Origin of the sequence: Streptomyces sp. R35 (genome assembly GCF_041053035.1) — a bacterium.
Taxonomy (GTDB): domain Bacteria; phylum Actinomycetota; class Actinomycetes; order Streptomycetales; family Streptomycetaceae; genus Streptomyces; species Streptomyces lutosisoli.
In genome coordinates this window covers 1,967,657-1,992,473 of the sequence record NZ_CP163440.1, presented here as the reverse complement: position 1 = coordinate 1,992,473, position 24,817 = coordinate 1,967,657, and the positions used below count along the sequence as shown (strand labels likewise).

Here is a 24,817-nt window from a genome sequence, read left to right as displayed (position 1 = left end):
ACGAACAGGACACCATCGGCGGGCCTACTGGGGCCAACTTGTTCAGACAAGTTCTCCGTCCCACCACACCCTCGTGCGTACTCCTGGAGAGACCGTGACCGTGTTCCTGCCGAGAACCGCCGTCCTCACCGGCGGCCTCGCCGTCGCCGCCGCACTCGCCCTGAGCGCCTGTGGCGCCGCCCCCGACGACAAGGCGACCACCGCCGACGGCAAGAGCGCGGCCACCGCGACCTCGGCCGCGGACTTCGGGGGCCTCGACGCCCTGGTCAAGGCCGCCAAGAAGGAGGGCACGCTGCACGCGATCGCGCTGCCCCGCGACTGGGCCAACTACGGTGCCCTGATCGACGGCTTCAAGAAGAAGTACGGCATCAAGGTCGAGGTCGAGAACCCGGACGGCGCCAGCCAGGACGAGATCAACGCCGTCACGTCGCGGAAGGGCCAGGACCGTGCCCCCGACGTGCTCGACCTCGGCAGTTCGTTCGCGCTGAGCGCCGCTCAGCAGGGGCTGCTCGCCCCGTACAAGGTGGCCGGATTCGGTGACATCCCCGAGGGCCAGAAGGACACGGACGGCCGCTGGTACAACGACTACGGCGGCTACATCTCCATCGGGTGCGACGCCAAGAGGGTCAAGGTGTGCCCGACGACCTTCAAGGACCTGCTGAAGCCGCAGTACAAGGGCCAGGTCGCCCTCAACGGCAACCCCACCAAGTCGGGTTCGGCCTTCGGCGGCGTGTACGCGGCCTCGCTCGCGAACGGCGGCTCCTTCGACGACATCCAGCCCGGCCTCGACTTCTTCGCCAAGCTGAAGAAGAACGGCAACTACACGCCCGTCGAGTCGACTCCCGCCACCGTCGAGAAGGGTGAGACGCCCATCAGCATCGACTGGGACTACCTGAACGCCGGTTACGCCGACGAGTTCAAGTCCAAGGGCGTCGACTGGACGGTCTCCATCCCCTCCGACGGCCAGTACGCCATGTTCTACTCCCAGGCCATCAACAAGGACGCCCCCCACCCGGCGGCCGCCCGCCTGTGGCAGGAGTACCTGTACAGCGCCGAGGGCCAGAACCTCTGGCTCAAGGGCTATGCCCGCCCGGCCCTGATGACCGCCATGGAGAAGGCCGGCACGCTCGACAAGACCGCCGCCGCCAAGCTCCCCAAGGTCGAGGGCACGCCGAGCTTCCCGACCGAGGACCAGCAGGCCAAGGCCAAGACGGTCCTGGCGCAGGGCTGGGGCAAGGCCGTCTCCGGATGACGACCGTCCTCACCGAGGCCGGGACCGACGTGGCGCCCGCCGCTGCTGCTGGACAGCAGCGGCGGCGCCGTGCCCCCGGCTGGCTCGCCGTCCTCCCGCTGCTCGTCTTCGTGGCGATCGCCTTCGGGATTCCCGCCCTGGCCATGCTGAACGGCGCCTTCACCGTCAAGGACCAGGCCACCGGGGCCACTTCGTACACCACGGCCAATCTGACCGGATCGCTGAAGGGCGCGTATCTCACCGCCCTGATCGGCAGCGTCAAGCTGTCCGCCGTCTCCGCGGGCATCGCGACCGTCCTCGGACTGCCGCTCGCCCAGGCCGTGGTGACCTCCCGCTTCCGCGCCCTGCGCGAGGCCGTGCTCACCGCGTCCGGGGTTCTCGCCAACTTCGGCGGCGTCCCGCTGGCCTTCGCGTTCGTCGCCACGCTCGGCAACGCCGGTGTGCTGACCAAGCACCTGGGCCTGACCGACAAGGGCTGGAACCTCTACAGCTTCTGGGGTCTGGTCATCGTCTACCTGTATTTCCTGATCCCGCTGATGGTCCTCACCATCACGCCGGCCCTCGACGGCCTCCGCTCCCAGTGGCGCGAGGCCGCGCAGAACAACGGCGCCACCTCCGTCCAGTACTGGCGGCACGTGGCGCTGCCCGTCCTCGCGCCCTCGCTGCTCGGCGGCTTCGTGCTGCTCTTCGGCAGCGCGTTCGCCGCGTACGCCACCGCCGCCGCGATGGTGGGCAGCGCGGTCCCGCTGGTCACCCTGCAGATCGCCGACGCCATCTCCGGCAACGTCCTGGTCGGCCAGGAGAACGTGGCGCTCGCCCTCAGCCTCGACATGGTCCTCATCGCGGGCCTGGTCATGGCCGTGTACCTGCCCCTGCAACGACGGAGTGCGCGATGGCTCGCCTGAACCTGTGGCGCTGGGTCGTCCTCGGCTGCGCCGCGCTGTACTTCCTGGTCCCGCTCGCCGCTTCGGTGATCTTCACGGTCGATGTGCCGAACCAGGGCATCACCTTCGACGCGTACAGCCAGATCGTCTCCACCGACGGCTTCGTCTCCAGCCTGCTGCTCTCGCTGGAACTGGCCGCCGCCACCATCGCCGTCGTCCTGCTGCTGATGGTGCCCGCCATGGTCGCGCTGCGGCTCGGCGCGCCGAAGCTGCGGCCCGTCGTCGAGGTGATCTGCTCGCTGCCGCTGGTCGTCCCGCCGATCGCCTTCGTCGCCGGGATCGCCACGGTGCTGAAGTGGGGCCCCGAACACCTTTCCCGTACGCCGCTGTTCCAGACGTTCGTGGCGATCCAGAACCCCGACTTCCCTGTGGTCCTCGTCCTCGCGTACGTCGTGATGGCGCTGCCGTTCGTGTACCGGGCCCTGGACGCCGGGCTGCGCGCCATCGACGTACGCACCCTCGTCGAGGCCGCGCGCAGCTGCGGCGCGGGCTGGCCGCAGGCGCTGGTGCGGGTCGTGCTGCCCAATCTGCGCGGGGCGCTGCTCAATGCCTCCTTCCTCACGCTGGCGCTGGTCCTCGGCGAGTTCACGGTCGCCCAGCTGCTCGGCTTCCAGCCGTTCGCCGTGTGGATCTACAGCGTCGGCGGCTCGCAGGCCCAGTTGTCCGTCGCCGTCTCTGTGCTCAGCCTGCTCGTCACCTGGGCACTGCTCCTCTCGCTCGCCGGGCTCGGCGGGCGCTCCCGTACCGCTCCCCGGGGATGAACCATGACCGTCACCACGCTTGAGAAGGCCGCCGACGCCAAGGCCGCCACCGTCGAATTCCGTGGTCTGCGCCGGGAGTTCGGCCCGACCGTCGCCCTCGACGGGCTGGACCTGACCGTCCAGCCCGGTGAACTGCTCGCTCTGCTCGGCCCGTCCGGCTGCGGCAAGACCACCGCGCTGCGCATGCTCGCCGGGTTCGAACACCCCGACTCCGGTGAGGTGCTGGTCGACGGCGAGGATGTCACACGGGTTCCGGCGCACCGCCGCGACGCCGGGATGGTCTTCCAGTCGTACAGCCTCTTCCCGCACCTCAGTGCCCTCGACAACGTGGCCTTCGGGCTGCGGATGCGCAAGGTGCGTACGGCCGAACGGCGGGCCCGTGCGGCCGAGTTGCTGGATCTCGTGGGACTGGCCGACAAGGGCGAGCGTTTCCCGCACCAGCTCTCCGGCGGCCAGCAGCAGCGCATCGCACTGGCCCGCGCGCTCGCTCTGCGGCCCCGCGTGCTGCTGCTCGACGAGCCGCTCTCCGCGCTGGACGCCAAGGTGCGGCTCACGCTCCGCGAGGAGATCCGCCGCCTTCAGCAGGAACTCGGCATCACCACCCTGTTCGTGACGCACGACCAGGAAGAGGCGTTGTCCATGGCGGACCGGGTCGCGGTCATGCGGGCCGGGCGGCTCGAACAGTGCGCCGCGCCCGCCGAGTTGTACGGGCGGCCCGCCACCGCCTTCGTGGCCGAGTTCGTCGGCACGATGAGCCGGATTCCGGGACGGCTGGACTCCGGCGTGGTCGAGGTGCTCGGACAGCGGCTTCCGATGGACGGGGACGCGCCCGCCGCGACGGAGGTGGATGTGCTCGTACGGCCCGAGGCGGTGCGGGTGCGGGCGGACGACGCCGGAGCCGCCCGGGTCGTCGCCACCGCGTTCCTCGGGGCCGCCACCCGCGTCACCGTCCGGCTCCCGGACGGCACCGAGGTGAAGGCCGACCTGCCCACGCACGAGGCCGCCGCGCTCGGATCGGGTGCCGCCGTGACGGTGAGCCTGCCGGAGCGGCCGGTGCTGGTCGCCGAGCGCGCCAACTGAACACCCCCACTGACGAAAGAGAGCACCGTGACCCACCGCACCACCCCCCACTCCACCCTCCAGGCCGTTCTGTTCGACATGGACGGCACGCTCGTGGACACCGAGCGGCTCTGGTGGGAGGCGGTGGAGCAGGTGGCCGACGGTCTCGGGCGCCGGCTGACCGGGGCCGACCAGCCGGAGGTGCTCGGGCGGCCCGTCGAGTACACCGCCGGCTGGCTGGGCGGGGTCACGGGCGCGAGGGCGGAGGAGATCGCCGCCGAGCTGCACCGGGAGTTCGCCGACCGTGTCCGTACCGGCATCGTGCCCCGCCCGGGGGCGCTGCGGCTCCTCGGCGAACTGGCCCGCGAGGGTGTCCCCACCGCCCTGGTGACCGCATCGCCGCGAGCCGTCGCCGACACCGTCCTGGCAGCCCTCGGTGCCGGACACTTCGCCGTGTCCGTCACCGCCGACGACACCGAGGACACCAAGCCCGCCCCCGACCCGTACCTCGCCGCCTGCCGCGCCCTCGGCGTCGAGCCCGCCGCGTGCGTCGCCGTCGAGGACACCGAGACGGGCGTCACCTCCGCCGAGGCGGCGGGCTGTGCCGTGCTCGCGGTGCCCTCACTCGCGCCGATCGCCCCCGCGGCCGGCCGCACCGTCCTCGCCAGCCTGGAAGGGGTGACCCCGGCACGGCTGCGCGCCATGATCGCGCCCCGTGAGCTGCGGGTGATGAGCTGGAACCTCTGGTACGGCGGCACCAAGGTCGACGACCACCGGGAGAAGCAGCTCAAGGTCATCGCCGAGACGGGCGCGGACGTGGTCGGCCTCCAGGAGACGTACGGGAACTCGGCGCGGGAGCTCGCCGAAGCGCTCGGCTGGCACCACCACCGGGCGGGCGAGAACCTCGGCGTCATCAGCCGCTATCCGATCACCGCGCGTCTCGGTGACCCGGACGTCGGCTTCTACGGGGGGACCGGGGCACGGATCCGGGTCGACGGCGGGCAGGAAGGCGAGCAGGGAGGCGGGCAGGAAGTGGACGTCTGGAGCGTCCACCTCGACTACACGCCGTACGGGCCGTACGAGGCCCGTTTCGACGGGGTTCCGGCGGCCGGGCTGGTCGCCCACGAGGCGGGGCGGCTGGAGCAGATGCGGGAGATCCTGCGACAGATCGCCGAGTCCGCCACCGATGCCGGCCCCGTGGTGCTGGTCGGTGACTTCAACGTGCCCTCGCACCTGGACTGGCCGGACGTCGCGTGGCCGGTGACGATGGCCGCGGAGGATGCGGGGCTGCGGGACTCGTACCGTGAGGTGCACCCCGATGCGGTACGGGATCCCGGGCACACCTGGTCACCGGTTCACGTCGAGCATGAGGACGGCAGCGGACGCCCCGAGCCGCAGGACCGCATCGACTTCGTCCTCCACAACGGGAAAGGTCTCCGCGTGATCGACTCCCGGACCGTCGTCAGCGGTACCCCCCGCCCCTGGCCCGATGTCGCCGGCAACGAGTGGCCGTCGGACCATGCGGCAGTAATCACCACGTTCACCCTCCGCTAGCCCGATTTCTCTCGCCCCCGCCGCCCCTACCCGTCCCATCCCTGGGGGCTGCGCCCCCAGACCCCCGCTAAAAGATCGCGCAGTTCCCCGCGCCCCTTGAGGGGCGCCGGGAACTGCGCGAGCAACCCCCACCCACCCGCAGCCGACGAACCAGGGCGGGCGGGGGATCGAGGGGCCAAGCCCCTCGCCTTTAGGGGCGCGGGGAACTGCGCGACCAGCCCCCACCCATCCGCGGACTAAACGCAACCGACCGACGCGCAACGAATCGTCGCGGAGCCCCACGCGTACGCAACGATTCGTTCACCGGCGCGCAACGGCTCCTCCTTGTCCGGCCGAGCCCCGCACCCGTACCGTCTATCTGGCCCCCAAACCCCTCCGTACCGGTGAGGATCACGCATGCGCACAGCCCTGCTCCAGAGCTCCGGCCGCCCCGGCTCGGTCGTCGAGAACCTCAAGGTCCTCGACGAGAGCGCGGGCCGTGCCGCCGCCGCTGGTGCCGGGCTGGTGGCGGCGCCGGAGATGTTCCTCACCGGGTACGCGATCGGCGACGACATCGCCCGCCTCGCGGAGCCCGCCGACGGCGACTCCGCCGACGCGATCGCCGAGATCGCCACCCGGCACGGCGTGGCCGTCGCCTACGGCTACCCCGAGCGCGACGGCGAGCGGGTCTTCAACTCCGCGCAGCTGATCTCCCCCGACGGCACCCGTCTCGCGAACTACCGCAAGACCCACCTCTTCGGCTGCTTCGAGCGCGACCACTTCACGCCCGGCGAGCAGCCCGTCGTACAGGCGGAGCTGAACGGCCTCCGCGTCGGCCTCATGATCTGCTACGACGTCGAGTTCCCGGAGAACGTCCGCGCGCACGCCCTCGCCGGCACCGACCTCCTCGTCGTACCGACCGCGCAGATGCATCCCTTCCAGTTCGTCGCCGAGTCCGTCGTCCCGGTGCGCGCGTTCGAGAACCAGATGTACGTCGCGTACGTCAACCGGGTCGGTCCGGAGGGGGAGTTCGAGTTCGTCGGACTGTCCACGCTGGCCGGGCCCGACGGGGTCGCCCGTGCCCGGGCCGGACGCGGCGAGGAACTCGTCTTCGCCGACGCCGACCCCGTCTTCCTCGCGGCCTCGCGCGAGGCGAACCCGTATCTGAAGGACCGCCGCCCCGGCCTCTACGGGTCGCTCATCTGAACCTCGGCCGCCCCCCAGCGCTTCCCCTCACAAGCTTTCGTGCAAGGAGTCCGTACCCCATGACGTCCACCGTGCCCAACGCCGTCCAGCACGCCGACGTGCAGCAGCCGCCGATCACCATGTTCGGCCCGGACTTCCCGTACGCGTACGACGACTTCCTCGCGCACCCCGCGGGCCTCGGCCAGATACCCGCGACCGAGCACGGCACCGAGGTCGCGGTCATCGGCGGCGGCCTGTCCGGCATCGTGGCCGCGTACGAGCTGATGAAGATGGGCCTCAAGCCCGTCGTCTACGAGGCCGACGAGATCGGCGGGCGGCTGCGGACCGTGGGCTTCGAGGGATGCGACCCGTCCCTCACCGCCGAGATGGGCGCCATGCGCTTCCCGCCGTCCTCCACGGCCCTCCAGCACTACATCGACCTGGTGGGCCTGGAGACCAAGGCGTTCCCCAACCCCCTCGCCGAGTCCACGCCCTCGACGGTCGTCGACCTCAAGGGCGAGTCGCACTACGCGACCACCGTCGACGACCTGCCGCAGGTCTACCGCGATGTAATGAACGCCTGGAACGCCTGTCTCGAAGACGGCGCCGACTTCTCCGACATGAACCAGGCCATGCGCGAGCGCGACGTCCCGCGCATCCGTGAGATCTGGGCGAAGCTCGTCGAGAAGCTCGACAACCAGACCTTCTACGGCTTCCTCTGCGACTCGGACTCCTTCAAGTCCTTCCGGCACCGCGAGATCTTCGGCCAGGTCGGCTTCGGCACCGGTGGCTGGGACACCGACTTCCCGAACTCCATCCTGGAGATCCTGCGCGTCGTCTACACCGAGGCCGACGACCACCACCGCGGCATCGTCGGCGGCTCCCAGCAGCTGCCGCTGCGCCTGTGGGAGCGCGAGCCGGAGAAGATCGTCCACTGGGCGTACGGCACCTCGCTCGCGAAGCTGCACGACGGCACCCCGCGCCCGGCCGTGACCCGGCTGCACCGCACCGCGGGCAACCAGATCACCGTCACCGACGCGAACGGCGACATCCGCACCTTCAAGGCGGCCATCTTCACCGCCCAGTCCTGGATGCTGCTGTCGAAGATCGCCTGTGACGACTCGCTCTTCCCGATCGACCACTGGACCGCGATCGAGCGGACCCACTACATGGAGTCGAGCAAGCTCTTCGTGCCCGTCGACCGGCCGTTCTGGCTCGACAAGGCCGTCGACGACAGGGGAAATCCGACGGGCCGGGACGTCATGTCGATGACGCTCACCGACCGCATGACGCGCGGCACCTACCTGCTGGACGAGGGTCCGGACAAGCCTGCCGTCATCTGCCTCTCGTACACGTGGTGCGACGACAGCCTGAAGTGGCTGCCGCTGTCCGCGAACGAGCGGATGGAGGTCATGCTGAAGTCGCTCGGCGAGATCTACCCGAAGGTCGACATCAGGAAGCACATCATCGGCAACCCGGTGACGGTGTCCTGGGAGAACGAGCCCTACTTCATGGGCGCGTTCAAGGCCAACCTGCCGGGCCACTACCGCTACCAGCGCCGCCTGTTCACGCACTTCATGCAGGAGGCGCTGCCCGAGGACAAGCGGGGCATCTTCCTCGCCGGCGACGACATCTCCTGGACGGCCGGCTGGGCCGAGGGCGCCGTGCAGACCGCGCTGAACGCGGTCTGGGGCGTCATGCACCAGCTGGGCGGGGCGACCGACTCGACCAACCCCGGGCCCGGCGACGTCTACGACGAGATCGCGCCCGTCGAGCTGCCGGAGGACTGAGTCCTCACCAGGCCGGGTCAGACCCCGGCCGCCCGCGCCGCCGAGTACACCTCGGCGGCGAGGTCCTTGAGCTCCCCGGCGTCCCGCGGGGCGTCGCCGAAGTCGAGGAAGTACTCGTCGAGGCCGACCTCGGCGTGGGCCGCGAGGTCCGTCACGATCTGGTCGATGTTGCCCTGGAAGGGGGCGCGGTCCGCGCCGTCGTACGACTTGGCCGTGTACCGGAGGTTGATCCGCGCCACCGACTCGACCGGCTCCGTCCGCCCCCGCTCGGCCGCGAGGTCCCGCACCCTCTGCCACTGCGCGGCGAGCTGCTCGGCCCCCATGGCCACCGGCATCCAGCCGTGGCCGCGCTCGATGAGCCGGGACAGCGACTTCTTGCTGAAGGCGGGCAGCAGGACCGGGATCGGCCGGGCGGGCTTGGGGGCGACCACGGCCGACGCGATCTTGGTCAGACGGCCCTCGTAGTGCACCGGGTCGGGGCCCCACACCGCGCGGCACACGTCGAGGACCTCGTCCAGAACCTGGCCGCGCTCCTCGAACGGGGCCACTCCCGCGGCCGCGTACTCGTCGAGCGACCAGCCCGTGCCGAGGCCCGCCACGACCCGGCCACCGCTGGCCGCGTCCAATGTGCCCAGGGCCCTGGCCAGCTGGAACGGGCCGTGCAGCGGGGCGACCAGGACACTCGTGCCGAGCCGCGCCCGCCGCGTGGCCGAGGCGGCCAGGGTCAGCGTCACCAGCGGCTCGGCGAGACCGCGGTACGAAGGGGGCCAGGGCACTCCCGGCATGCCGTACAGGCCCTGCGTCGCGGGCTCCGGGAACAGGGCGCGCTCGAACACCCACAGGCTCTCGTAGCCGATCTCCTCGGCCGCGCGCGCCACGTCCGGCACGTCGCGTCCGATGTCGTACTGGTGCGTCTGCGGAAGACTCAGCCCGAGCCGAGTGGCCATGGTCGTGCTCCTTTGCAACAGGCGTATCGATCGGCAACGTATCGCTCATCGCGTCGCGTTTCGCGCCCATACGCGGTGGTGTGGCCGGATCAGTCCGGCAGCGGAGTGAGCAGCATCCGGCCGGCGAAGCCCACCGCCGCGTCGAGGCGGTGCGCGAACTCCTCGGCCAGGTCGGGGAGTCCGCGCAGCGCCCACAAGGCCCGCGCGGCCGACCAGGTGGCGTCGCGTGCCCGCTCCAGGCTCCACGAGCCCAGCAGATGGGTGAGCGGATCGGCGATCTGGAGCAGATCGGGACCCGGCATCAGATCTTCGCGGACGCGTTCCTCCAGCGAGACGAGGAGGTCGCCCACGCGGTCGAACTCGTCCTCCAGATCGGCCGGTTCGCAGCCGAGCGTACGACAGGTGTCCACGACGGCCAGCGCCAGATCGTGCCCGATGTGCGCGTTGATGCCCGCGAGCGCGAACTGCAGCGGACGTACCCCGGGATGACGCCGGAACTGGAGCACGGGCCGCCAGCAGGCGGGCGCCCAGCCCTCCTCGGCCACCGTCAGATAGCGCTCCGCGAACCGCACGTCCAGCGTGATCGCGGCCCCGGGATCCGCGAACTCCCCGGCGTCCAGGCGCCGGTCGACCTCCTCGGTGACGGCGAGGTAGACACGGTTGAAGACCGCGACCCCGTCCCGCTCGGGCAGGACCGCCGCCAGGGTGCGCATACGGGAGACGACGGTGTCCACCGCGCTTACGGGACTGCTGAACTGTGCCAACTGCGCCATGGGGGCAGCGTCCCAGTCCTAGGCTGGCCGGAGTGCCGCCGGGCCGGACGCTTCCCCAGAACGGGGGAACGGGTGCGTGGCGGAAGTGGGGGGAGCAGTACGTGTCAGGCTTACGTGCCCAGCGGCTGGCCACGCGCAGGGCCGAGCGCAGGCGGGCCGCCCGGCGCGGCGCCATGGTCGCGGCGGCCTCGGTCGTGGTCGCGGTCGGCAGCGCCACGGGGATGATGTCCGCGCTCGACGGCAACCGCCCCTCCGACGACGCCAAACCGCTGGTCACCAGCTCGCCGAGCCTCCAGCCGCTGCCTGCCGTACCGACGCCGTCGCGCACGTCGGCCTCGCCGTCCCCGGTTTCCTCGGCATCCCCGTCGCCGAGGCCGGCTCCGAAGCCCTCCCCGAGCAAGAAGAAGCCGGTGACCGTGGCCGCACCCGCCCTGCTCTACCGCCACCCCGACTCCCAGGTCCTCGACTGGGTCGCGGCCCATCCCGGCGACTCCCGTCGCGACGTCATCGAGTCCCGGATAGCCGACCGCCCGGCCGCCGTCTGGTTCGCGGACTTCACACCGGCCACGATCACCGCACGGGTCAGGGCGGTCACCTCGGCCGCCGCCGCGCAGGGCCGGGTCCCGGTCGTCGTGCCGTACGCGATCCCGCAGCGCGACTGCGGCGGTGCCTCGGAGGGCGGGGCGCCCGACCTCGCCGCGTACGACGGCTGGATCGACAAGTTCGCGGCGGGGCTCGGCTCAGGCGAGGTCATCGTCATCCTGGAGCCCGACTCGATCGCCCAGTCCGACTGCCTCACCGAGGGCCAGCAGGCCGACCGGTTCGCCTCGCTGGCCCGCGCGGGCCGCGTTTTCAAGGCCACGAACCCCAAGGCCCGCGTCTACTACGACGCCGGGCACTCCGACTGGAACCCCGTCGACAAACAGGCCTCGCTGCTCGACCAGGCGGGCGCCGCCTCACCCGCCTCCTCCGACGGCATCTTCACCAACGTGTCCAATTTCCACCGTACGAGCGACGAGATCCCGTACGCCCGACACGTGCTGTCCGCTCTCGGTGGCCCCGCGAGCCTGGGCGCCGTCATCGACACCAGCCGGAACGGCAACGGCGCACCTGCCGACGGCGAGTGGTGCGATCCGGCGGGCCGCAAGATCGGACAGGCGCCGACCCTGAACACCGGGGAGGCCGGGATCGACGCCTATCTGTGGGTGAAACTGCCGGGGGAGTCCGACGGGTGCAAGGGCACGCCGGGGACCTTCTCGGCGGAGTACGCCTATGAGCTGGCGCGCTGACCGGTGTCTGTCTACGCGCTCTCCTCGTCGTACGTCGAGGTCCCCTCGTCGAGCAGCGGTTCCTGCATCTTGAGGTGGGCCGGGGCCATCGCCCGCAGCGCGTGGTAGCCGGTGATCACGACGAGGGTGCCAAGGGCGATGCCGTTCAGCGAGAAGTTGTCCGTGAACTTCAGCGTGACGCCGCCGATGCCGATGATGATGCCCGCGGCGGCCGGCACCAGGTTCAGCGGGTTGCGCAGGTCGACCCTGGCGTTGAGCCAGATCTGGGCGCCGAGCAGGCCGATCATGCCGTACAGGATGACGGTGATGCCGCCGAGGACGCCGCCCGGGATCGCCGCCACGATCGCGCCGAACTTGGGGCAGAGGCCGAAGAGGAGGGCGAAGCCCGCGGCGGCCCAGTAGGCGGCGGTCGAGTAGACGCGGGTCGCGGCCATCACGCCGATGTTCTCGGAGTACGTGGTGTTGGGCGGGCCGCCGACCGCGGTGGAGAGCATCGAGGCGACGCCGTCCGCGGAGATCGCGGTGCCCAGCTTGTCGTCCAGCCGGTCGCCGGTCATCTCGCCGACGGCCTTGACGTGACCGGCGTTCTCGGCGACCAGCGCGATCACGACCGGCAGCGCGACGAGGATCGCCGACCACTGGAAGGACGGCCCGTGGAAGCTGGGCAGCCCGATCCAGTCCGCCTTGCCCACGCGCGACAGATCGAGCCGCCAGTGGTCCGTGAGCTTTCCGCTCGCGTCCACCGAGTGGATCCTGCCGAAGACCCGGTCGAAGGCCCAGGAGATCCCGTACCCGAAGACCAGCCCCAGGAAGATCGCGATCCGTGACCAGAAACCGCGCAGGCAGACGACGGCCAGACCGGTGAAGAGCATGGTGAGCAGCGCGGTCCACTGGTCCTGCGGCCAGTACGTGGACGCTGTCACCGGCGCGAGATTGAAGCCGATCAGCATGACGACCGCGCCGGTCACGATCGGCGGCATCGTGGCGTGGATGATCCGCGCCCCGAACCGCTGTACGGCGAGTCCCACCAGGAACAGGGCGATGCCCACGACGAACACCGCTCCGGTCACGGTCGCGCTGGTGCCGCCCTGTGCGCGGATCACCGCGGCGACGCCCACGAAGGAGAGCGAGCAGCCGAGGTAGCTGGGCACACGGCCGCGCGTCGCGAGCAGGAAGATGACCGTCGCGACGCCGGACATCATGATCGCGAGGTTCGGGTCCAGGCCCATGAGGACGGGTGCGACGAAGGACGCCCCGAACATGGCCACCACGTGCTGGGCCCCGAGCCCGAAGGTGCGGGGCCAGGTGAGGCGTTCATCGGGGCGGACGACCGCTCCGGGGGCGGGCGTCCGCCCGTCGCCGTGCAGTTTCCAGCGCACGCCGAGGTCCATGGTGAGGCTTCGCTTTCTCTGTACGTGAATCTGTCCGGACCATTGTCACGGCTAACCGGCGGTCCTACGCTCGCACGGTCCTACTCATGAACTGCGTTCACATTCTTGATCTCGTTGCTGATCGGAGTGCTCTATGAGTGCAAGACCCCGTCTGGGCATCCTGCTGGCAGTCGTCGCCACTGTGGCGACCGTCGCCGTTCCCTCCGCCGCGGCGCACGCGGCTCCGCGGGTCCCCAAGACCGCCGTCCTCGACGGCGGCCGGCTCCAGCAGACCCGGATACGTCTGGACCAGGGTGACCCCCAACTCGGCCGCGCTCTCAATGACTTGACGGCCCGCGCCGACAACTGGCTGGACCAGGGCCCCTGGACGGTCGTCGACAAGCCGAAGCCCGCCCCCGGCGGCGACGTCCACGACTACCTCAGCCAGGCCCCGTACTGGTGGCCCTCGCAGCCCAGGACCACCGACAATCCCTGGGGTTGCCCCTACGTCCAGCGCGACGGCCAGCGCAATCCCGAGGTCGACACCGGCACCGACCGCCAGGACGTCGAGAAGGTCTTCGACTCCACGTACGACCTCTCGCTCGCCTGGTACTACACCGGCAAGAAGCAGTACGCCGAGAAGGCCGCCACCGTCCTGCGCACCTGGTTCCTCGCCCCGGACACCCGGATGAACCCGAACCTGAACCACGGGCAGTTCATCCCCTGCAAGTACGACGGCCGGGCGATCGGCATCATCGACTTCTCGCAGTCCTACACCAGCGTCCTGGACGCCATCGCGATCCTGGACACGGGCGCCCCGGGCTGGTCCAAGGGTGACCGCACCGCGATGCGCGCCTGGAACACCGACTTCCGCGACTGGCTGGCGAACAGCACCTTCGGCAAGGAGGAGGGCGCCGCCAAGAACAACCACGGCACCTTCTACGACATGCAGCTAGCCGCGCTGGCGTACGCGACCGGCGACCGGGACCTCGCCCGGCGGACCGTCCTCGACGCGCGCGCCCTGCGGATCGACCCGCAGATCGCCGCCGACGGGAGCCAGCCGCAGGAGCTGGCCCGCACCCGCAGCTGGCACTACTCGGCCTTCGACCTGGTCGCCTACACCCGGCTCGCGGCCATCGGCCGGCACGTCGGCGTGAACCTCTGGTCGTACGAAGGACCGGACGGCCAGAGCCTGTTCAAGGCGGTCGGCTATCTGCTGCCCGCGGCGACGGGCGCCGAGCCGTGGGCCCACCCGGAGCTGGAGTTCCACCGGTTCGCGGCGAGCGACATCGTCCACGCGGCTGCCGACGCGGGGGACCGGGCCGCGCAGGCCGCCGTGCCGAAGCTGGAAACGCCGCCCGGCGGTGACCTGTGGGCTCTGCGGCCCGCCGCGGAGCAGCTGGACTCGATCGCGGGCTGACTCGCCGGGAGGGGTCTCCTGAGCGTTTGCTTAGGATGGGGCGTCCTTTTCAGCCACATCTCTCTCGTCCCGTACGTCTCAGGAGCCCCGCCCGTGACCGCCGAAGCCCCGACCGCCCCTGCCCTCGCGTACGGGCGGCTCATTCCCGCCACCGTCCACTTCGACGACCTGGACGCGCTCGGGCTGCTGCACAACGCCCGTTACCCGGTGATGGTCGAGCGCGCCTGGACCGCGCTGTGGAGCGAGCGCGGCTTCGCCGGCTTCGAGGGCGACTGGGAGGCGGCGGGCGACTTCTGCAACGCCGTCAAGGAGCTCCGGATCAGCTACGACGCTCCGGTCGACCGGCCGGGCGCGTACGCCGTCCACCTCTGGCTGGACCGGCTCGGGAACACCGGACTGACCTACGGCTTCCGCTTCTGCTCGGCCGATGGCGCGGTGACGTACGCGCACGGCACCAGGGTCCTCGTCCGGCTCGACGCCGGGACGCTGCGCCCGACGCCGTGGAGCGACCGGTTCAGGGCCTTGGGTCAGGAACTGCTGCGCTCGCAGGACTGACCTTCGGACGGTCACGGTCGCCCGCACGCAGTACCCCCGCGAGCACGGCGAGCCCGCACGCCAGCACCGTGACCAGCCCGAACGACACCACCAGACTCGTCGCCTGCGCCACCGTGCCGATCAGACTCGGCGCGATCAGACCCGAGGTGTACGTGATGGTGGCGACGCCCGCGATGGCCTGGCTGGGGTTGGGGCCGCTGCGCCCGGCCGCCGCGAAGCAGAGCGGGACGACGACGGCGATACCGAGGCCGAGCAGCGCGAAGCCGCCCATCGCCACCGCCGCATCGTCCGCGACGACGATCAGCAGTCCGCCGAGCACGGCCAGCGCGCCGCCCGCCCGTACGGTGCGCACCGCGCCGAAGCGGTTCACCACCGCGTCGCCCACCAGCCGGGCGATCGCCATGGTCAGCATGAAACCGGTCGTCGACGCCGCCGCGAGACCGGCCGAGGTGCCCAGCTGGTCCCGCAGATAGACCGCCGACCAGTCCAGGCTCGCGCCCTCCGCGAACACCGCGCAGAAGCCGACGGCGCCGATGAGCAGGGCCGACTTGGGCGGCAGCGCGAACCTCGGCGGCGGCTCCTCGTCCTCGGCGGGCTGGAGATCGAGCACCCAGCGGCAGGCGGTCACGCCGAGGAGCGTGAGGACCACCGCCGCCAGCGCGTGGTGCAGACGCGCGTCGGAGCCCAGGTGCGCGGCGAGCGTGCCCGCGGCCGAGCCGATCAGGGCGCCCGCGCTCCACATGCCGTGCAGCCCGGACATGATCGACTTGTCGAGGAGCCGCTCGACCTCGACGCCCAGCGCGTTCATGGCGACATCGGCCATCCCCGCCGTCGCGCCGTAGGTGAACATCGCCAGACAGAGGGTGAGGAGGTTCGGCGCCAGCGACGGGAGGATCAGGGCCATCGTCCACAGGGCGATCAGCCCACGCAGCGCCGCACGGGACCCGAAGCGGTGGGTGATCCGCCCCGCCAGCGGCATCGAGCAGGAGGCCCCGAACGCCGTGAAGGCGAGCGCGAAGCCCAGCTGGCCCGCCCCGAGCGAGGCGTGGTCCTGGATCCAGGGGACGCGGGTCGCGAACGAGCCCGTCACGGCGCCGTGCACCGCGAACACGGCGGCGACGGCGTACCGGGCGCGCTTCACCTCGCCCAGGTCGTAGACCACGTCACTCATTTTCTCCGCCCCTCCCGGCTCTGCTCCCCGTACTGCCGCCGTAAACTATCAGGAACCCTGCCTGATAGATAGGCGATATACCGGCCGTCCAGGGACGGCAGCTGATCTGGGAGGATCCCGGCATGCCCGCATCACCGAGCACCGCCCGGGCCATCAACGACCGGCTCGCCCTGCGGCTGTTGCAGCAGGAAGGCCCGTTGACGGCAGGGCAGTTGAAGCAGCTCACCGGACTGTCCCGGCCCACCGTCGCCGACCTGGTCGAACGGCTGGCGGCCGCCGGACTGATCTCGATCGTCGGGGAGTCCGGAGAGCAGCGCCGTGGCCCGAACGCCCGTGTGTACGGGATCGTCGCCGACCAAGCCCATCTCGCCGCCCTCGACGTCCGCACCGAGGGCGTCTCCGTCGTCGTCTCCGACCTCCTCGGCGCGGAGCTCGCGCGGGCGTCGGTGCCCATCGCGGACGACATCGGCACGGGGCCCGCCGTAGAGCAGGCGGTCACGCTGGTGGAACGCGCGGCCAAGGAGGCGGGGGCGGAGCGGCTGCACACGGTCGGCATCGGGGCGCCCGGCCTCATCGACCCGGCGACCGGCGAACTCCGCGACTCCTCCGGCCTTCCCGAGTGGCACCGCCGGCTGGTCGCGGCCCTCCAGGAACGCCTGCCCGCCCGCGTCCTGGTCGAGAACGAGACGAACCTCGCCGCCGTCGCCGAACAGCGCGACGGCGCCGCGCGCGACCGCGACACGTTCGTGCTGCTGTGGCTGGGCCATGGCACCGGTGCCGCAGTGATGCTCGACGGGCGGCTCCGGCGCGGTGCCTCCGGCGGCACCGGCGAGATCGGCTTTCTCCCTGTGCCCGGTACCTCGACGCTTCCCTCGGCGACGGACTGCGAGGGCGGATTCCACTCCTTGGCCGGGGCGGCGGCTGTGGCTGCGCTGGCGGAGCGGTACGGCGTCGTGGCGGACCCCACTGCGCACGAACCGTATGCGGCGGCGCTGGTGAGGCGGGCGGTGGCCACCCCCGACGAGCCGGACTCCGCCGGCTTCCTCGACGCCCTTGCCGACCGGCTCGCCATCGGGGCCGCGTCTGTGATCGCCGTGCTGGATCCCGGGTGTGTGGTCCTCGGGGGTGAGGTCGGGACGGCGGGAGGTGATGTGCTTGCCGCGCGGGTCGAGGAGCGGCTGGTGCGGATGTCGCCGTTGCCGACGTTGGTTCGGGCGAGCACATTGGGCGGCGGTGCGGTGTTGCGCGGCGCCCTGCTGACCGCCCGCGACGGCGCCCAGGACGAACTGTTCGCCCCGCCACCGGCCCGGTAGCCCCGGGGGCCCTTTTCGCCCCCGCCGCCCCTACCCGTCCCATCCCCAGGGGCTCTGCCCCTTCGACCCCGTTCGGTTGTTTCTTGGGTGCGGGTGGGTGGGGGCTGGTCGCGCAGTTCCCCGCGCCCCTTAAGGGGCGCGGGGAACTGCGCAATCTTTTCAGCGGGGGTCTGGGGGCGCAGCCCCCAGGAACGGGATGGGACGGGTAGGGGCGGCGGGGGCGAAAACCCCCTCGGCGCACCCCGGACGTCGGTCACCCCTTCGACTCGCTCCCGAACCGGACCGCCAGGTAATCCTCGAACGTGCCCTTCCCCACCGCACGCCGCGGCGTCAGGTGCCCCCCGTCCCGGAACGCCCGATACGCCTTCCCCGCAAGGCGCAGCCTGGCGCGAGGGCGACGCTTGTCCGTGGCGCGCAGATAGGCACCCGCCAGCGAGGGAAACGTACGGACCTCCGGGCCGCCCATGTCCTCGACGCGCCCCGCGGGAGCGCCGACCGCCAGTTCGGCCAGCCGCTCGGCGACCTCGGCGACCTCGATCGGCTGGTCGCCGACACCCGCGGGGAGCAGCAGGACCGGCAGCTTGGTGAGGGCCGCGAGCAGCTGGACCACGAGATCGTGGAACTGGGTGGTGCGCAGGATCGTCCAGCCGAGCCCCGACTCCTCGATCTGCTTCTCCACGGCGAGCTTGGCCTTGTAGTAGCCGAGCGGCACCACGTCGACGCCGACGATGGAGATGTAGACCAGGTGCGGGACACCGGCCCGGCGTGCGGCCGCGATCAGATGCGCGGTGGCCTGCTCGTCGCCCCCGCGCGGCGATGTCGCGCAGTGCACGATCGAATCCACACCCTCGACGGCGGCGTCCAGCCCGGCACCGCCCTCGCGCAGATCGACGGCGTACGGCTGCGCGTGCCGGCTGAGCACCCGCACCTCGTGCCCGTCCGCCCTCAGCCGCTCGGCGACGAGCCGGCCGAGGGTTCCGGTACCGCCGGTCACCAGGATCGTGGTCATGCTGTTCAGCCCTTTCGGACGTCGGACGGCTCCCGGGTGGAGCGCCCTCCGTCAGCTGAGACCGGACAGCCGTGGCGAATGTGACAACGCCGGGCGTTGATGTGGTCGTGCTCGGTGGATCAGGCCCTACACCCGTGCCAGCTGGCGGCCCGCGAACTCCAGCTTGTCGGGGTTCACCACCGCCCGCACCTCCGTGCACACGCCCTCGTGGAACTCGAAGGTCACGACGCTCAGCAGCCGGTCGTCGGCCCGGGCGACCAGCGCGGCGTGTCCGTTGACCTCGGCCACCGCGAAGTCGACGTCGCCCGACGCGAGCCCGCGCAGGAGGCCCGCCAGGAACCGCAGAACCTTCTCGCGCCCCTCGATCGGCCGGCGCGCCGCGGAGACCTTGCCGCCGCCGTCGGACCACCAGGTCACCTCCGCCGACAGCAGGTTCTCCAGACCGGCCAGATCGCCCTCGCGGGCCGCCGTGAGGAACGACGCGACGAGCCCGGCCTGTTGCTCGGGCGCGGCCTCGAAGCGGGCCTGCGGCGCAGCGACCCGCTGCACCGCCCGCCGGTACAGCTGACGGCAGTTGGCCTCGCTCAGCTCCAGTACGCCGGCGATCTCCCGATGGCCGTACGCGAAGGCCTCCCGAAGGACGTACACCGCGCGTTCGGTCGGGGTGAGCCGCTCCAGGAGGACCAGCAGGGCCAGGGACACGGCGTCGCGCTGCTCGGCCGACTCCAGGGGGCCGAGCGTGCCGTCCGAGGTGATCACCGGCTCGGGCAGCCACGGCCCGGCGTACTGTTCGCGCCGCGCGCGGGCCGAGGCCAGCCGGTTGAGACAGAGGTTGGTGACGACCTTGGCGAGCCAGGCGCCGGGCCGCTCGACCGCCGTGTGGTCGGCGCCGCTGAAGCGCAGATACGCGTCCTGCACGGTGTCCTCCGCGTCCGCGGCGGAACCGAGCATGCGGTAGGCCAGCCCGAACAGCCGCGGGCGATGCGTCTCGAAGTCGTCGGCGAGGCTCGTCGTCACGCCCCCACCTTGGCAGAGACCGGGTAGGAGACCCGGCGGCGGGGCAAGGGCCTCCGTCACCGCCGCCGGGCCGATCGAGGGGTGGCGACAAGTCGGGGTGTCGACAAACCGGTTCAATGAAGTGGTGATGTCGACGAAGTGGTGATCGCGAAGATCACGGTGATCGCCGACTTTAAATGGACTAGACCAGAGCGTCAATAGGTATGGACCAGTCTCAAGGGTGTGGGGCGGGAAGGGAGTTGGCCACTCGCGCGCCGTCTCAGAAGTCCATCCGTATGGCCTGTGAGCCAGCCCACAGGCGTTCGCCCGCATGGGCGTCGATCAGGCGTGGCACACTGGCCCTGTACCAGAAGCAGCGCACTCCGGGGTCGGTGAAATTCCGAACCGGCGGTTACAGTCCGCGACCCGGCCGCTTCCAGCGGCCGGTTGACCAGGTGAAATTCCTGGACCGACGGTTAAAGTCCGGATGGGAGGCAGTGCGCGGCGGGCGGGCATTCGTGCGCGCTGCCGTTTGTTGCGACTTGTCCTGTGGGACGAGTCTCCTTTCGGCGTCGCTCCCGGTGTCGCTGTCCGCTCATTCTGTCGTCATCGACAGGCCCCGGAGTCCGTGCCCCATGAGGCAGGAGGACCCGGGAAGTGTTCACCGGAATCGTCGAAGAGCTGGGTGAGGTCACCGCCGTCGAGATTCTCGACGACGCCTCGCGTTTCCGTCTGCGTGGCCCCGTCGTCACGCAGGGCGCGCAGCACGGCGACTCCATCGCCGTCAACGGAGTCTGTCTGACGGTCGTCGAGCACGAAGGCGACGAATTCACCGCCGACGTGATGGCGGAGACCCTGGACCGCTCCAGCCTCGGCGCCCTGACCGTCGGCTCCCGCGTCAACCTCGAACGCCCCATGGCCGTGGGCGAGCGCCTCGGCGGGCACATCGTGCAGGGACACGTCGACGGCACGGGCACGGTCATCGAGCGCAAGCCGTCCGAGAACTGGGAGATCGTGAAGATCTCGCTCCCCGCGGACCTCTCCCGCTACGTGGTCGAGAAGGGCTCCATCACCGTCGACGGCATCAGCCTGACGGTGGTCGACGCGGGCCCTGACTACTTCACCGTCAGCCTCATCCCCACCACCCTCGACCTGACCACGCTCGGCCTCAAGCAGCCCGGCGACCCGGTCAACCTCGAAGTCGACGTCATCGCCAAGTACGTCGAGCGACTGCTCGGCGACCGCGCCACCGCCGAGGGGGCCGGCAAGTGAACTGGCTCAACTCCGAGGCCTTCACGCTCTTCGACCAGCACATCAAGTGGTCGGACATGATCGGCAACGTGATCGGTCTGATCGCCCTCGCGCTCGGCTGGCGGCGCTCCATCTGGAGCTGGCCCGTCCAGTTCCTCTCCGGCGTCATCCTCTTCGCGGCGTTCGCGACCGCCCACCTCTCCGGCAGCGCCGGCAAGCAGGTCGTCGTCATGGTCGTCGCGGTGTACGGCTGGTGGCAGTGGAACCGCGGCAAGGGCCAGGACGGCTCCATCGCGGTGCGGTTCGCCACCTGGCGTGAGCGTGCCGCGATGGCCGGTGCCGCGGCCATCGGCACCGTCGCGGTCGCCGGTCTGTTCTTCGCGTACCCGTCCCTCTCCTGGGACCCCTGGCCGGACGCGTACATCTTCGTCGGCACCATCGTCGCGATGTACGCCCAGGCGCGCGGCATGGTCGAGTTCTGGTTCGCCTGGCTGCTGGTCGACCTGGTGGGCGTGCCTCTCAACTTCGCCAACGGCTTCGCCTTCTCCGGTTTCGTCTACGTCCTGTACGGCGCGCTCGTCCTGTGGGGCATGCGCGACTGGTGGCTGCGCTCCCGCAAGGCCGGGCAGCCCGTCCTGGAAGGAGCCCCGGCATGACTACGGCGCCGGTTTGGTACAGCACCGGGCACGATCTTGATGCCTCGGACTTCGCGCTCGATCCGGTCGAGCAGGCCATCGCCGACATCGCGGCGGGCCGCCCGGTCGTGGTCGTCGACGACGAGGACCGGGAGAACGAGGGCGACCTCGTCATCGCCGCCGAGAAGGCGACCCCTGAGATCGTCGCCTTCATGATGAGCGAGTGCCGCGGGCTGATCTGCGCGCCCATGGAGGGCGACGAGCTGGACCGGCTCCGGCTCCCGCAGATGGTCGACGACAACACCGAGTCGATGAAAACCGCGTTCACGGTGTCGGTGGACGCGTCCGCCGCTCACGGTGTGACCACCGGCATCTCGGCGTCCGACCGTGCCACCACGCTTCAGCTCCTCGCCGACGGCACCGCCCAGGCCGACGACTTCGTCCGCCCCGGCCACATCTTCCCGCTGCGCGCCAAGCCCGGCGGCGTCCTGGTCCGCAACGGCCACACCGAGGCCGCCGTCGACCTCGCCCGTCTCGCGGGCTTGCGCCCGGCCGGCGCGATCGTCGAGATCGCGGGCGAGGACGGCCGCATGCTCCGGCTGCCCGAGCTGATCCCCTTCGCCCGCAAGCACGGCCTGACGATCATCTCCATCGAGGACCTGATCGCCTACCGCCGCACCGCGGAGCCCACCGTCCGCCGCGAGGCCAAGACCCAGCTGCCCACCGCCTTCGGCGAGTTCACGGCGTACGGCTACCGCTCCACCGTCGACGGCGTCGAGCACGTCGCCCTCGTGCACGGCGAGATCGGCGACGGCGAGGACGTCCTCGTCCGCGTCCACTCCGAATGCCTCACCGGCGACATCTTCCACTCGCTGCGCTGCGACTGCGGCCCCCAGCTCCAGACGTCCATGGAGCGCATCCAGGCCGAGGGCCGCGGCATCGTGGTCTACCTGCGCGGCCACGAGGGGCGCGGCATCGGGCTGCTCTCCAAGCTGCGCGCGTACGAGCTTCAGGAGCGCGGCCGGGACACCCTCGACGCCAACCTGGAGCTGGGCCTGCCCGCCGACGCCCGGGACTACGGCGCCAGCGCGCAGATCCTGGAGGATCTCGGTGTGCGCAGCCTGCGCCTGATGACCAACAACCCCGACAAGACCGACGCGCTCGTCCGGCACGGCCTCAAGGTCACGAGCCGGGAGCCGATGCCCGTACAGGCAGGCGAGCACAACCTCCGCTACCTGCGCACCAAGCGGGACCGGATGGGTCACGACCTGCCCTGGCTGGACACGGCCACCGTGTCCGCCTGCGGCAACCAGTAACAGGCAATCCATAACAAACTGCACTATCGGCAACACAGCAAGCGGCACTGAGGAGAGACGTGAGCGGCAAGGGTGCACCTGAACTGTCCGTACGCAACTGCGGCGACCTGCGCGTCGCGGTCATCGCGGCACAGTGGCACGAAAAGGTGATGGACGGCCTCGTCAACGGCGCGCTGCGCGCCCTGCACGAGCTGGGAATCGACGAGCCGACCCTGCTCAGGGTCCCGGGCAGCTTCGAGCTCCCGGTCGTGGCCAAGGTCCTCGCGGGCCGCGGCTACGACGCGATCGTCGCGCTCGGCGTCGTCATCCGAGGCGGCACCCCGCACTTCGAATACGTGTGCCAGGGCGTCACCAACGGCCTCACCCAGGTCTCCATCGACACCGGTGTCCCCGTCGGCTTCGGCGTGCTGACCTGCGACACCGAGGAGCAGGCCCTCGACCGCGCGGGCATCGAGGGCTCCAACGAGGACAAGGGACACGAGGCGGTGACCGCCGCCGTGGCGACGGCGGCCACGCTGCGCTCAGTATCTGAACCCTGGCGCTGAGGCAGGGGCGGTAGCGCGTAGGGTGGGCGGCATCATGTCCAAGAAGACGTTCGAGGAGCTGTTCACCGAGCTCCAGCAGAAGGCCGCCAACGGCGACCCCGCCACTTCGCGCACCGCCGAGCTGGTCGGCAAGGGCGTCCATGCCATCGGCAAGAAGGTCGTCGAAGAGGCCGCAGAGGTCTGGATGGCCGCCGAGTACGAGGGCAAGGACGCCGCCGCCGAGGAGATCTCGCAGCTGCTCTACCACGTCCAGGTGATGATGGTCGCGCGCGGCATCTCCCTCGACGACGTGTACGCCCACCTTTAAATCCCCTTGTTCCGCAGACACATCCCCATCACGCAAAGGAAGCCGACCTCATGCTGCGCATCGCCGTCCCCAACAAGGGTTCCCTGTCAGGCCCTGCGGCGGAGATGCTGCATGAGGCCGGCTACCAGCAGCGCCGGGAGTCCAAGGAACTGCGGATCGTCGACCCGGAGAACGAGGTCGAGTTCTTCTACCTCCGCCCCCGCGACATCGCGATCTACGTCTCCTCCGGCCGTCTCGACATCGGCATCACCGGCCGTGACCTGCTCATCGACTCGGGCGCCAAGGCGGAGGAGATCCTCCCGCTCGGCTTCGCCCGCTCGACCTTCCGCTTCGCCACCAAGCCCGGCACCGCCAAGGGCGTCGAGGACCTCGCGGGCATGACGGTCGCCACCTCGTACGAGGGCATCGTCGCGGGGCACCTCGCCGACCACGGCATCGACGCCTCCGTCGTCCACCTCGACGGCGCCGTCGAGACCGCCATCGAGCTGGGCGTCGCCGAGGTCATCGCCGACGTCGTCGAGACCGGCACCTCGCTGCGCAACGCGGGCCTGGAGGTTTTCGGCGACCCGATCATGAAGTCCGAGGCCGTCGTCATCCGCCGTGTCGGCTCCGACACTTCGGATGAGGACGCCGAGCCCAAGGTGCAGCAGTTCCTGCGCCGCCTCCAGGGCGTCCTGGTGGCCCGGACGTACGTGATGATGGACTACGACTGCCGTGCCGAGCACCTGGAGAAGGCCGTCGCCCTCACGCCCGGCCTGGAGTCGCCGACCATCTCGCCGCTGCACAACGAGGGCTGGGTGGCCGTGCGCGCCATGGTCCCCGCCAAGGAGGCCCAGCGGATCATGGACGACCTGTACGCGCTCGGCGCGCGGGCCATCCTGACCACGGCCATCCACGCCTGCCGGCTCTGACGGGACCGCGAGCCATGCCGGACTCCCACCAGACTCCCGCCCTGCCCGTCACGTTCCGGCCGTCCCGCACCCGGGCCGTCCTGCTCACCGCCGGTGCGGCGATCTTCGTGGTCATCACGACGGTCGCGATGCTCCTGGAGCAGCTCAGCCCGGGGGAGCGCGTCAGTTTCGTCTTCACGGCGGCACTGCTCTTCGCGGTGCTCCTGCTGCTCTCCCGGCCCAAGGTCGTCGCCGACGAGACCGGCGTCACCGTCGTCAACATCGCCGGCAAGCGACACCTGGACTGGGCTGAAATCGTTCAGGTCCACCTGCGCCCAGGCGACCCCTGGGTGTTCCTCAACCTCAGCGACGGCACCAGCCTGCCCGCGCTCGGCATCCAGCCGGGCATCGCCAAGCAGCGCGCGATCGAGGACGCCCGCGCCCTGCGTGCCCTCGCCGAGGCCCGGTCCATCCGTGACCCCGAGCAACATCAGGGCTGACTCTCA

General features: G+C 70.8%; 24 protein-coding genes and 1 riboswitch. Of the genes, 18 read left to right on the top strand and 6 right to left on the bottom strand.

The annotated features are described in order from the left end of the window. Window positions 1-94 precede the first annotated feature (94 nt). The 7 genes from AB5J50_RS09415 (at window position 95) to AB5J50_RS09385 (ending at window position 8,524) form a co-directional block, all read left to right on the top strand. Window positions 95-1,252, top strand: coding sequence for an ABC transporter substrate-binding protein (locus tag AB5J50_RS09415; RefSeq protein WP_369265348.1), 1,158 nt, complete (start codon window positions 95-97; stop codon window positions 1,250-1,252). Then, complete coding sequence (locus AB5J50_RS09410) at window positions 1,249-2,157, top strand: ABC transporter permease (RefSeq protein WP_327427216.1); 909 nt, start codon at window positions 1,249-1,251, stop codon at window positions 2,155-2,157. Before AB5J50_RS09415 ends, AB5J50_RS09410 begins: the two co-directional genes overlap by 4 nt. Next, complete coding sequence (locus AB5J50_RS09405) at window positions 2,145-2,957, top strand: ABC transporter permease subunit (protein WP_330303146.1); 813 nt, start codon at window positions 2,145-2,147, stop codon at window positions 2,955-2,957. The genes AB5J50_RS09410 and AB5J50_RS09405 overlap by 13 nt, the downstream gene beginning before the upstream one ends. Window positions 2,958-2,960: 3 nt before the next feature. Continuing rightward, entirely contained in the window at window positions 2,961-4,037 is a 1,077-nt protein-coding gene (locus AB5J50_RS09400) for an ABC transporter ATP-binding protein (RefSeq protein ID WP_369256663.1), read from the top strand. 78 nt (window positions 4,038-4,115) lie between these two features. Further along, window positions 4,116-5,570: an HAD-IA family hydrolase gene (locus AB5J50_RS09395; protein ID WP_369265347.1), complete on the top strand. Its 1,455-nt coding sequence runs from the start codon at window positions 4,116-4,118 to the stop codon at window positions 5,568-5,570. 396 nt (window positions 5,571-5,966) lie between these two features. Continuing rightward, complete coding sequence (locus AB5J50_RS09390; RefSeq protein WP_369256661.1) at window positions 5,967-6,755, top strand: carbon-nitrogen hydrolase family protein; 789 nt, start codon at window positions 5,967-5,969, stop codon at window positions 6,753-6,755. 59 nt (window positions 6,756-6,814) lie between these two features. Further along, complete coding sequence (locus AB5J50_RS09385) at window positions 6,815-8,524, top strand: flavin monoamine oxidase family protein (RefSeq protein WP_369256659.1); 1,710 nt, start codon at window positions 6,815-6,817, stop codon at window positions 8,522-8,524. 17 nt (window positions 8,525-8,541) lie between these two features. Here AB5J50_RS09385 and AB5J50_RS09380 read toward each other — a convergent pair whose 3' ends face one another. Further along, on the bottom strand, window positions 8,542-9,471 hold the full coding sequence (locus AB5J50_RS09380; protein WP_327427211.1) for an LLM class F420-dependent oxidoreductase: 930 nt from the start codon (window positions 9,469-9,471) through the stop codon (window positions 8,542-8,544). 89 nt (window positions 9,472-9,560) lie between these two features. Then, window positions 9,561-10,244 carry a DUF5995 family protein gene (locus AB5J50_RS09375; RefSeq protein WP_327427210.1) on the bottom strand — a complete coding sequence of 228 codons (684 nt, stop codon included), beginning with the start codon at window positions 10,242-10,244 and terminating at the stop codon, window positions 9,561-9,563. 173 nt (window positions 10,245-10,417) lie between these two features. Between AB5J50_RS09375 and AB5J50_RS09370 the strand changes: the two genes are divergently transcribed. Next, entirely contained in the window at window positions 10,418-11,533 is a 1,116-nt protein-coding gene (locus AB5J50_RS09370) for a glycoside hydrolase family 6 protein (RefSeq protein ID WP_369265346.1), read from the top strand. Window positions 11,534-11,544: 11 nt separating this feature from the next. Here AB5J50_RS09370 and AB5J50_RS09365 read toward each other — a convergent pair whose 3' ends face one another. Further along, window positions 11,545-12,924: a uracil-xanthine permease family protein gene (locus tag AB5J50_RS09365; RefSeq protein ID WP_369256657.1), complete on the bottom strand. Its 1,380-nt coding sequence runs from the start codon at window positions 12,922-12,924 to the stop codon at window positions 11,545-11,547. Window positions 12,925-13,057: 133 nt separating this feature from the next. Between AB5J50_RS09365 and AB5J50_RS09360 the strand changes: the two genes are divergently transcribed. Next, entirely contained in the window at window positions 13,058-14,323 is a 1,266-nt protein-coding gene (locus AB5J50_RS09360) for an alginate lyase family protein (RefSeq protein ID WP_369256655.1), read from the top strand. 93 nt (window positions 14,324-14,416) lie between these two features. After that, entirely contained in the window at window positions 14,417-14,878 is a 462-nt protein-coding gene (locus AB5J50_RS09355; RefSeq protein ID WP_369256653.1) for an acyl-CoA thioesterase, read from the top strand. Here AB5J50_RS09355 and AB5J50_RS09350 read toward each other — a convergent pair. Further along, the gene (locus tag AB5J50_RS09350; protein ID WP_369256651.1) at window positions 14,838-16,049 is read right to left on the bottom strand and encodes an MFS transporter; all 1,212 of its coding nucleotides are present in this window, start codon (window positions 16,047-16,049) and stop codon (window positions 14,838-14,840) included. The genes AB5J50_RS09355 and AB5J50_RS09350 overlap by 41 nt on opposite strands. Window positions 16,050-16,171: 122 nt before the next feature. Here AB5J50_RS09350 and AB5J50_RS09345 point away from each other — a divergent pair, with 122 nt between their 5' ends. Beyond that, window positions 16,172-17,362: an ROK family transcriptional regulator gene (locus AB5J50_RS09345; RefSeq protein WP_369256649.1), complete on the top strand. Its 1,191-nt coding sequence runs from the start codon at window positions 16,172-16,174 to the stop codon at window positions 17,360-17,362. A gap of 253 nt (window positions 17,363-17,615) precedes the next feature. On the opposite strand, the gene AB5J50_RS09340 is transcribed toward AB5J50_RS09345, so the two are convergent. Beyond that, the gene (locus tag AB5J50_RS09340; RefSeq protein ID WP_369256647.1) at window positions 17,616-18,371 is read right to left on the bottom strand and encodes an SDR family oxidoreductase; all 756 of its coding nucleotides are present in this window, start codon (window positions 18,369-18,371) and stop codon (window positions 17,616-17,618) included. A 126-nt stretch (window positions 18,372-18,497) separates the two neighbouring features. Further along, window positions 18,498-19,388: an RNA polymerase sigma-70 factor gene (locus AB5J50_RS09335; RefSeq protein ID WP_369256645.1), complete on the bottom strand. Its 891-nt coding sequence runs from the start codon at window positions 19,386-19,388 to the stop codon at window positions 18,498-18,500. Window positions 19,389-19,741: 353 nt separating this feature from the next. Next, window positions 19,742-19,872: riboswitch (FMN riboswitch) on the top strand. Window positions 19,873-20,024: 152 nt separating this feature from the next. Here AB5J50_RS09335 and AB5J50_RS09330 point away from each other — a divergent pair. The 7 genes from AB5J50_RS09330 to AB5J50_RS09300 are packed head-to-tail and all read left to right on the top strand — an operon-like array spanning window position 20,025 to window position 24,811. Then, complete coding sequence (locus AB5J50_RS09330) at window positions 20,025-20,639, top strand: riboflavin synthase (protein WP_327427202.1); 615 nt, start codon at window positions 20,025-20,027, stop codon at window positions 20,637-20,639. Then, window positions 20,636-21,274 carry a nicotinamide riboside transporter PnuC gene (locus AB5J50_RS09325; protein ID WP_369256643.1) on the top strand — a complete coding sequence of 213 codons (639 nt, stop codon included), beginning with the start codon at window positions 20,636-20,638 and terminating at the stop codon, window positions 21,272-21,274. Before AB5J50_RS09330 ends, AB5J50_RS09325 begins: the two co-directional genes overlap by 4 nt. After that, entirely contained in the window at window positions 21,271-22,569 is a 1,299-nt protein-coding gene (locus tag AB5J50_RS09320) for a bifunctional 3,4-dihydroxy-2-butanone-4-phosphate synthase/GTP cyclohydrolase II (RefSeq protein ID WP_369256641.1), read from the top strand. Before AB5J50_RS09325 ends, AB5J50_RS09320 begins: the two co-directional genes overlap by 4 nt. A gap of 59 nt (window positions 22,570-22,628) precedes the next feature. Further along, window positions 22,629-23,114: a 6,7-dimethyl-8-ribityllumazine synthase gene (gene ribH, locus AB5J50_RS09315; RefSeq protein ID WP_327427199.1), complete on the top strand. Its 486-nt coding sequence runs from the start codon at window positions 22,629-22,631 to the stop codon at window positions 23,112-23,114. Window positions 23,115-23,148: 34 nt separating this feature from the next. After that, window positions 23,149-23,421: a phosphoribosyl-ATP diphosphatase gene (locus tag AB5J50_RS09310; protein WP_327427198.1), complete on the top strand. Its 273-nt coding sequence runs from the start codon at window positions 23,149-23,151 to the stop codon at window positions 23,419-23,421. Window positions 23,422-23,471: 50 nt separating this feature from the next. Further along, complete coding sequence (hisG, locus tag AB5J50_RS09305) at window positions 23,472-24,332, top strand: ATP phosphoribosyltransferase (RefSeq protein ID WP_369256639.1); 861 nt, start codon at window positions 23,472-23,474, stop codon at window positions 24,330-24,332. Between the two features lie 14 nt (window positions 24,333-24,346). Next, the gene (locus tag AB5J50_RS09300) at window positions 24,347-24,811 is read left to right on the top strand and encodes a PH domain-containing protein (RefSeq protein WP_369256637.1); all 465 of its coding nucleotides are present in this window, start codon (window positions 24,347-24,349) and stop codon (window positions 24,809-24,811) included. Window positions 24,812-24,817: the final 6 nt, after the last annotated feature.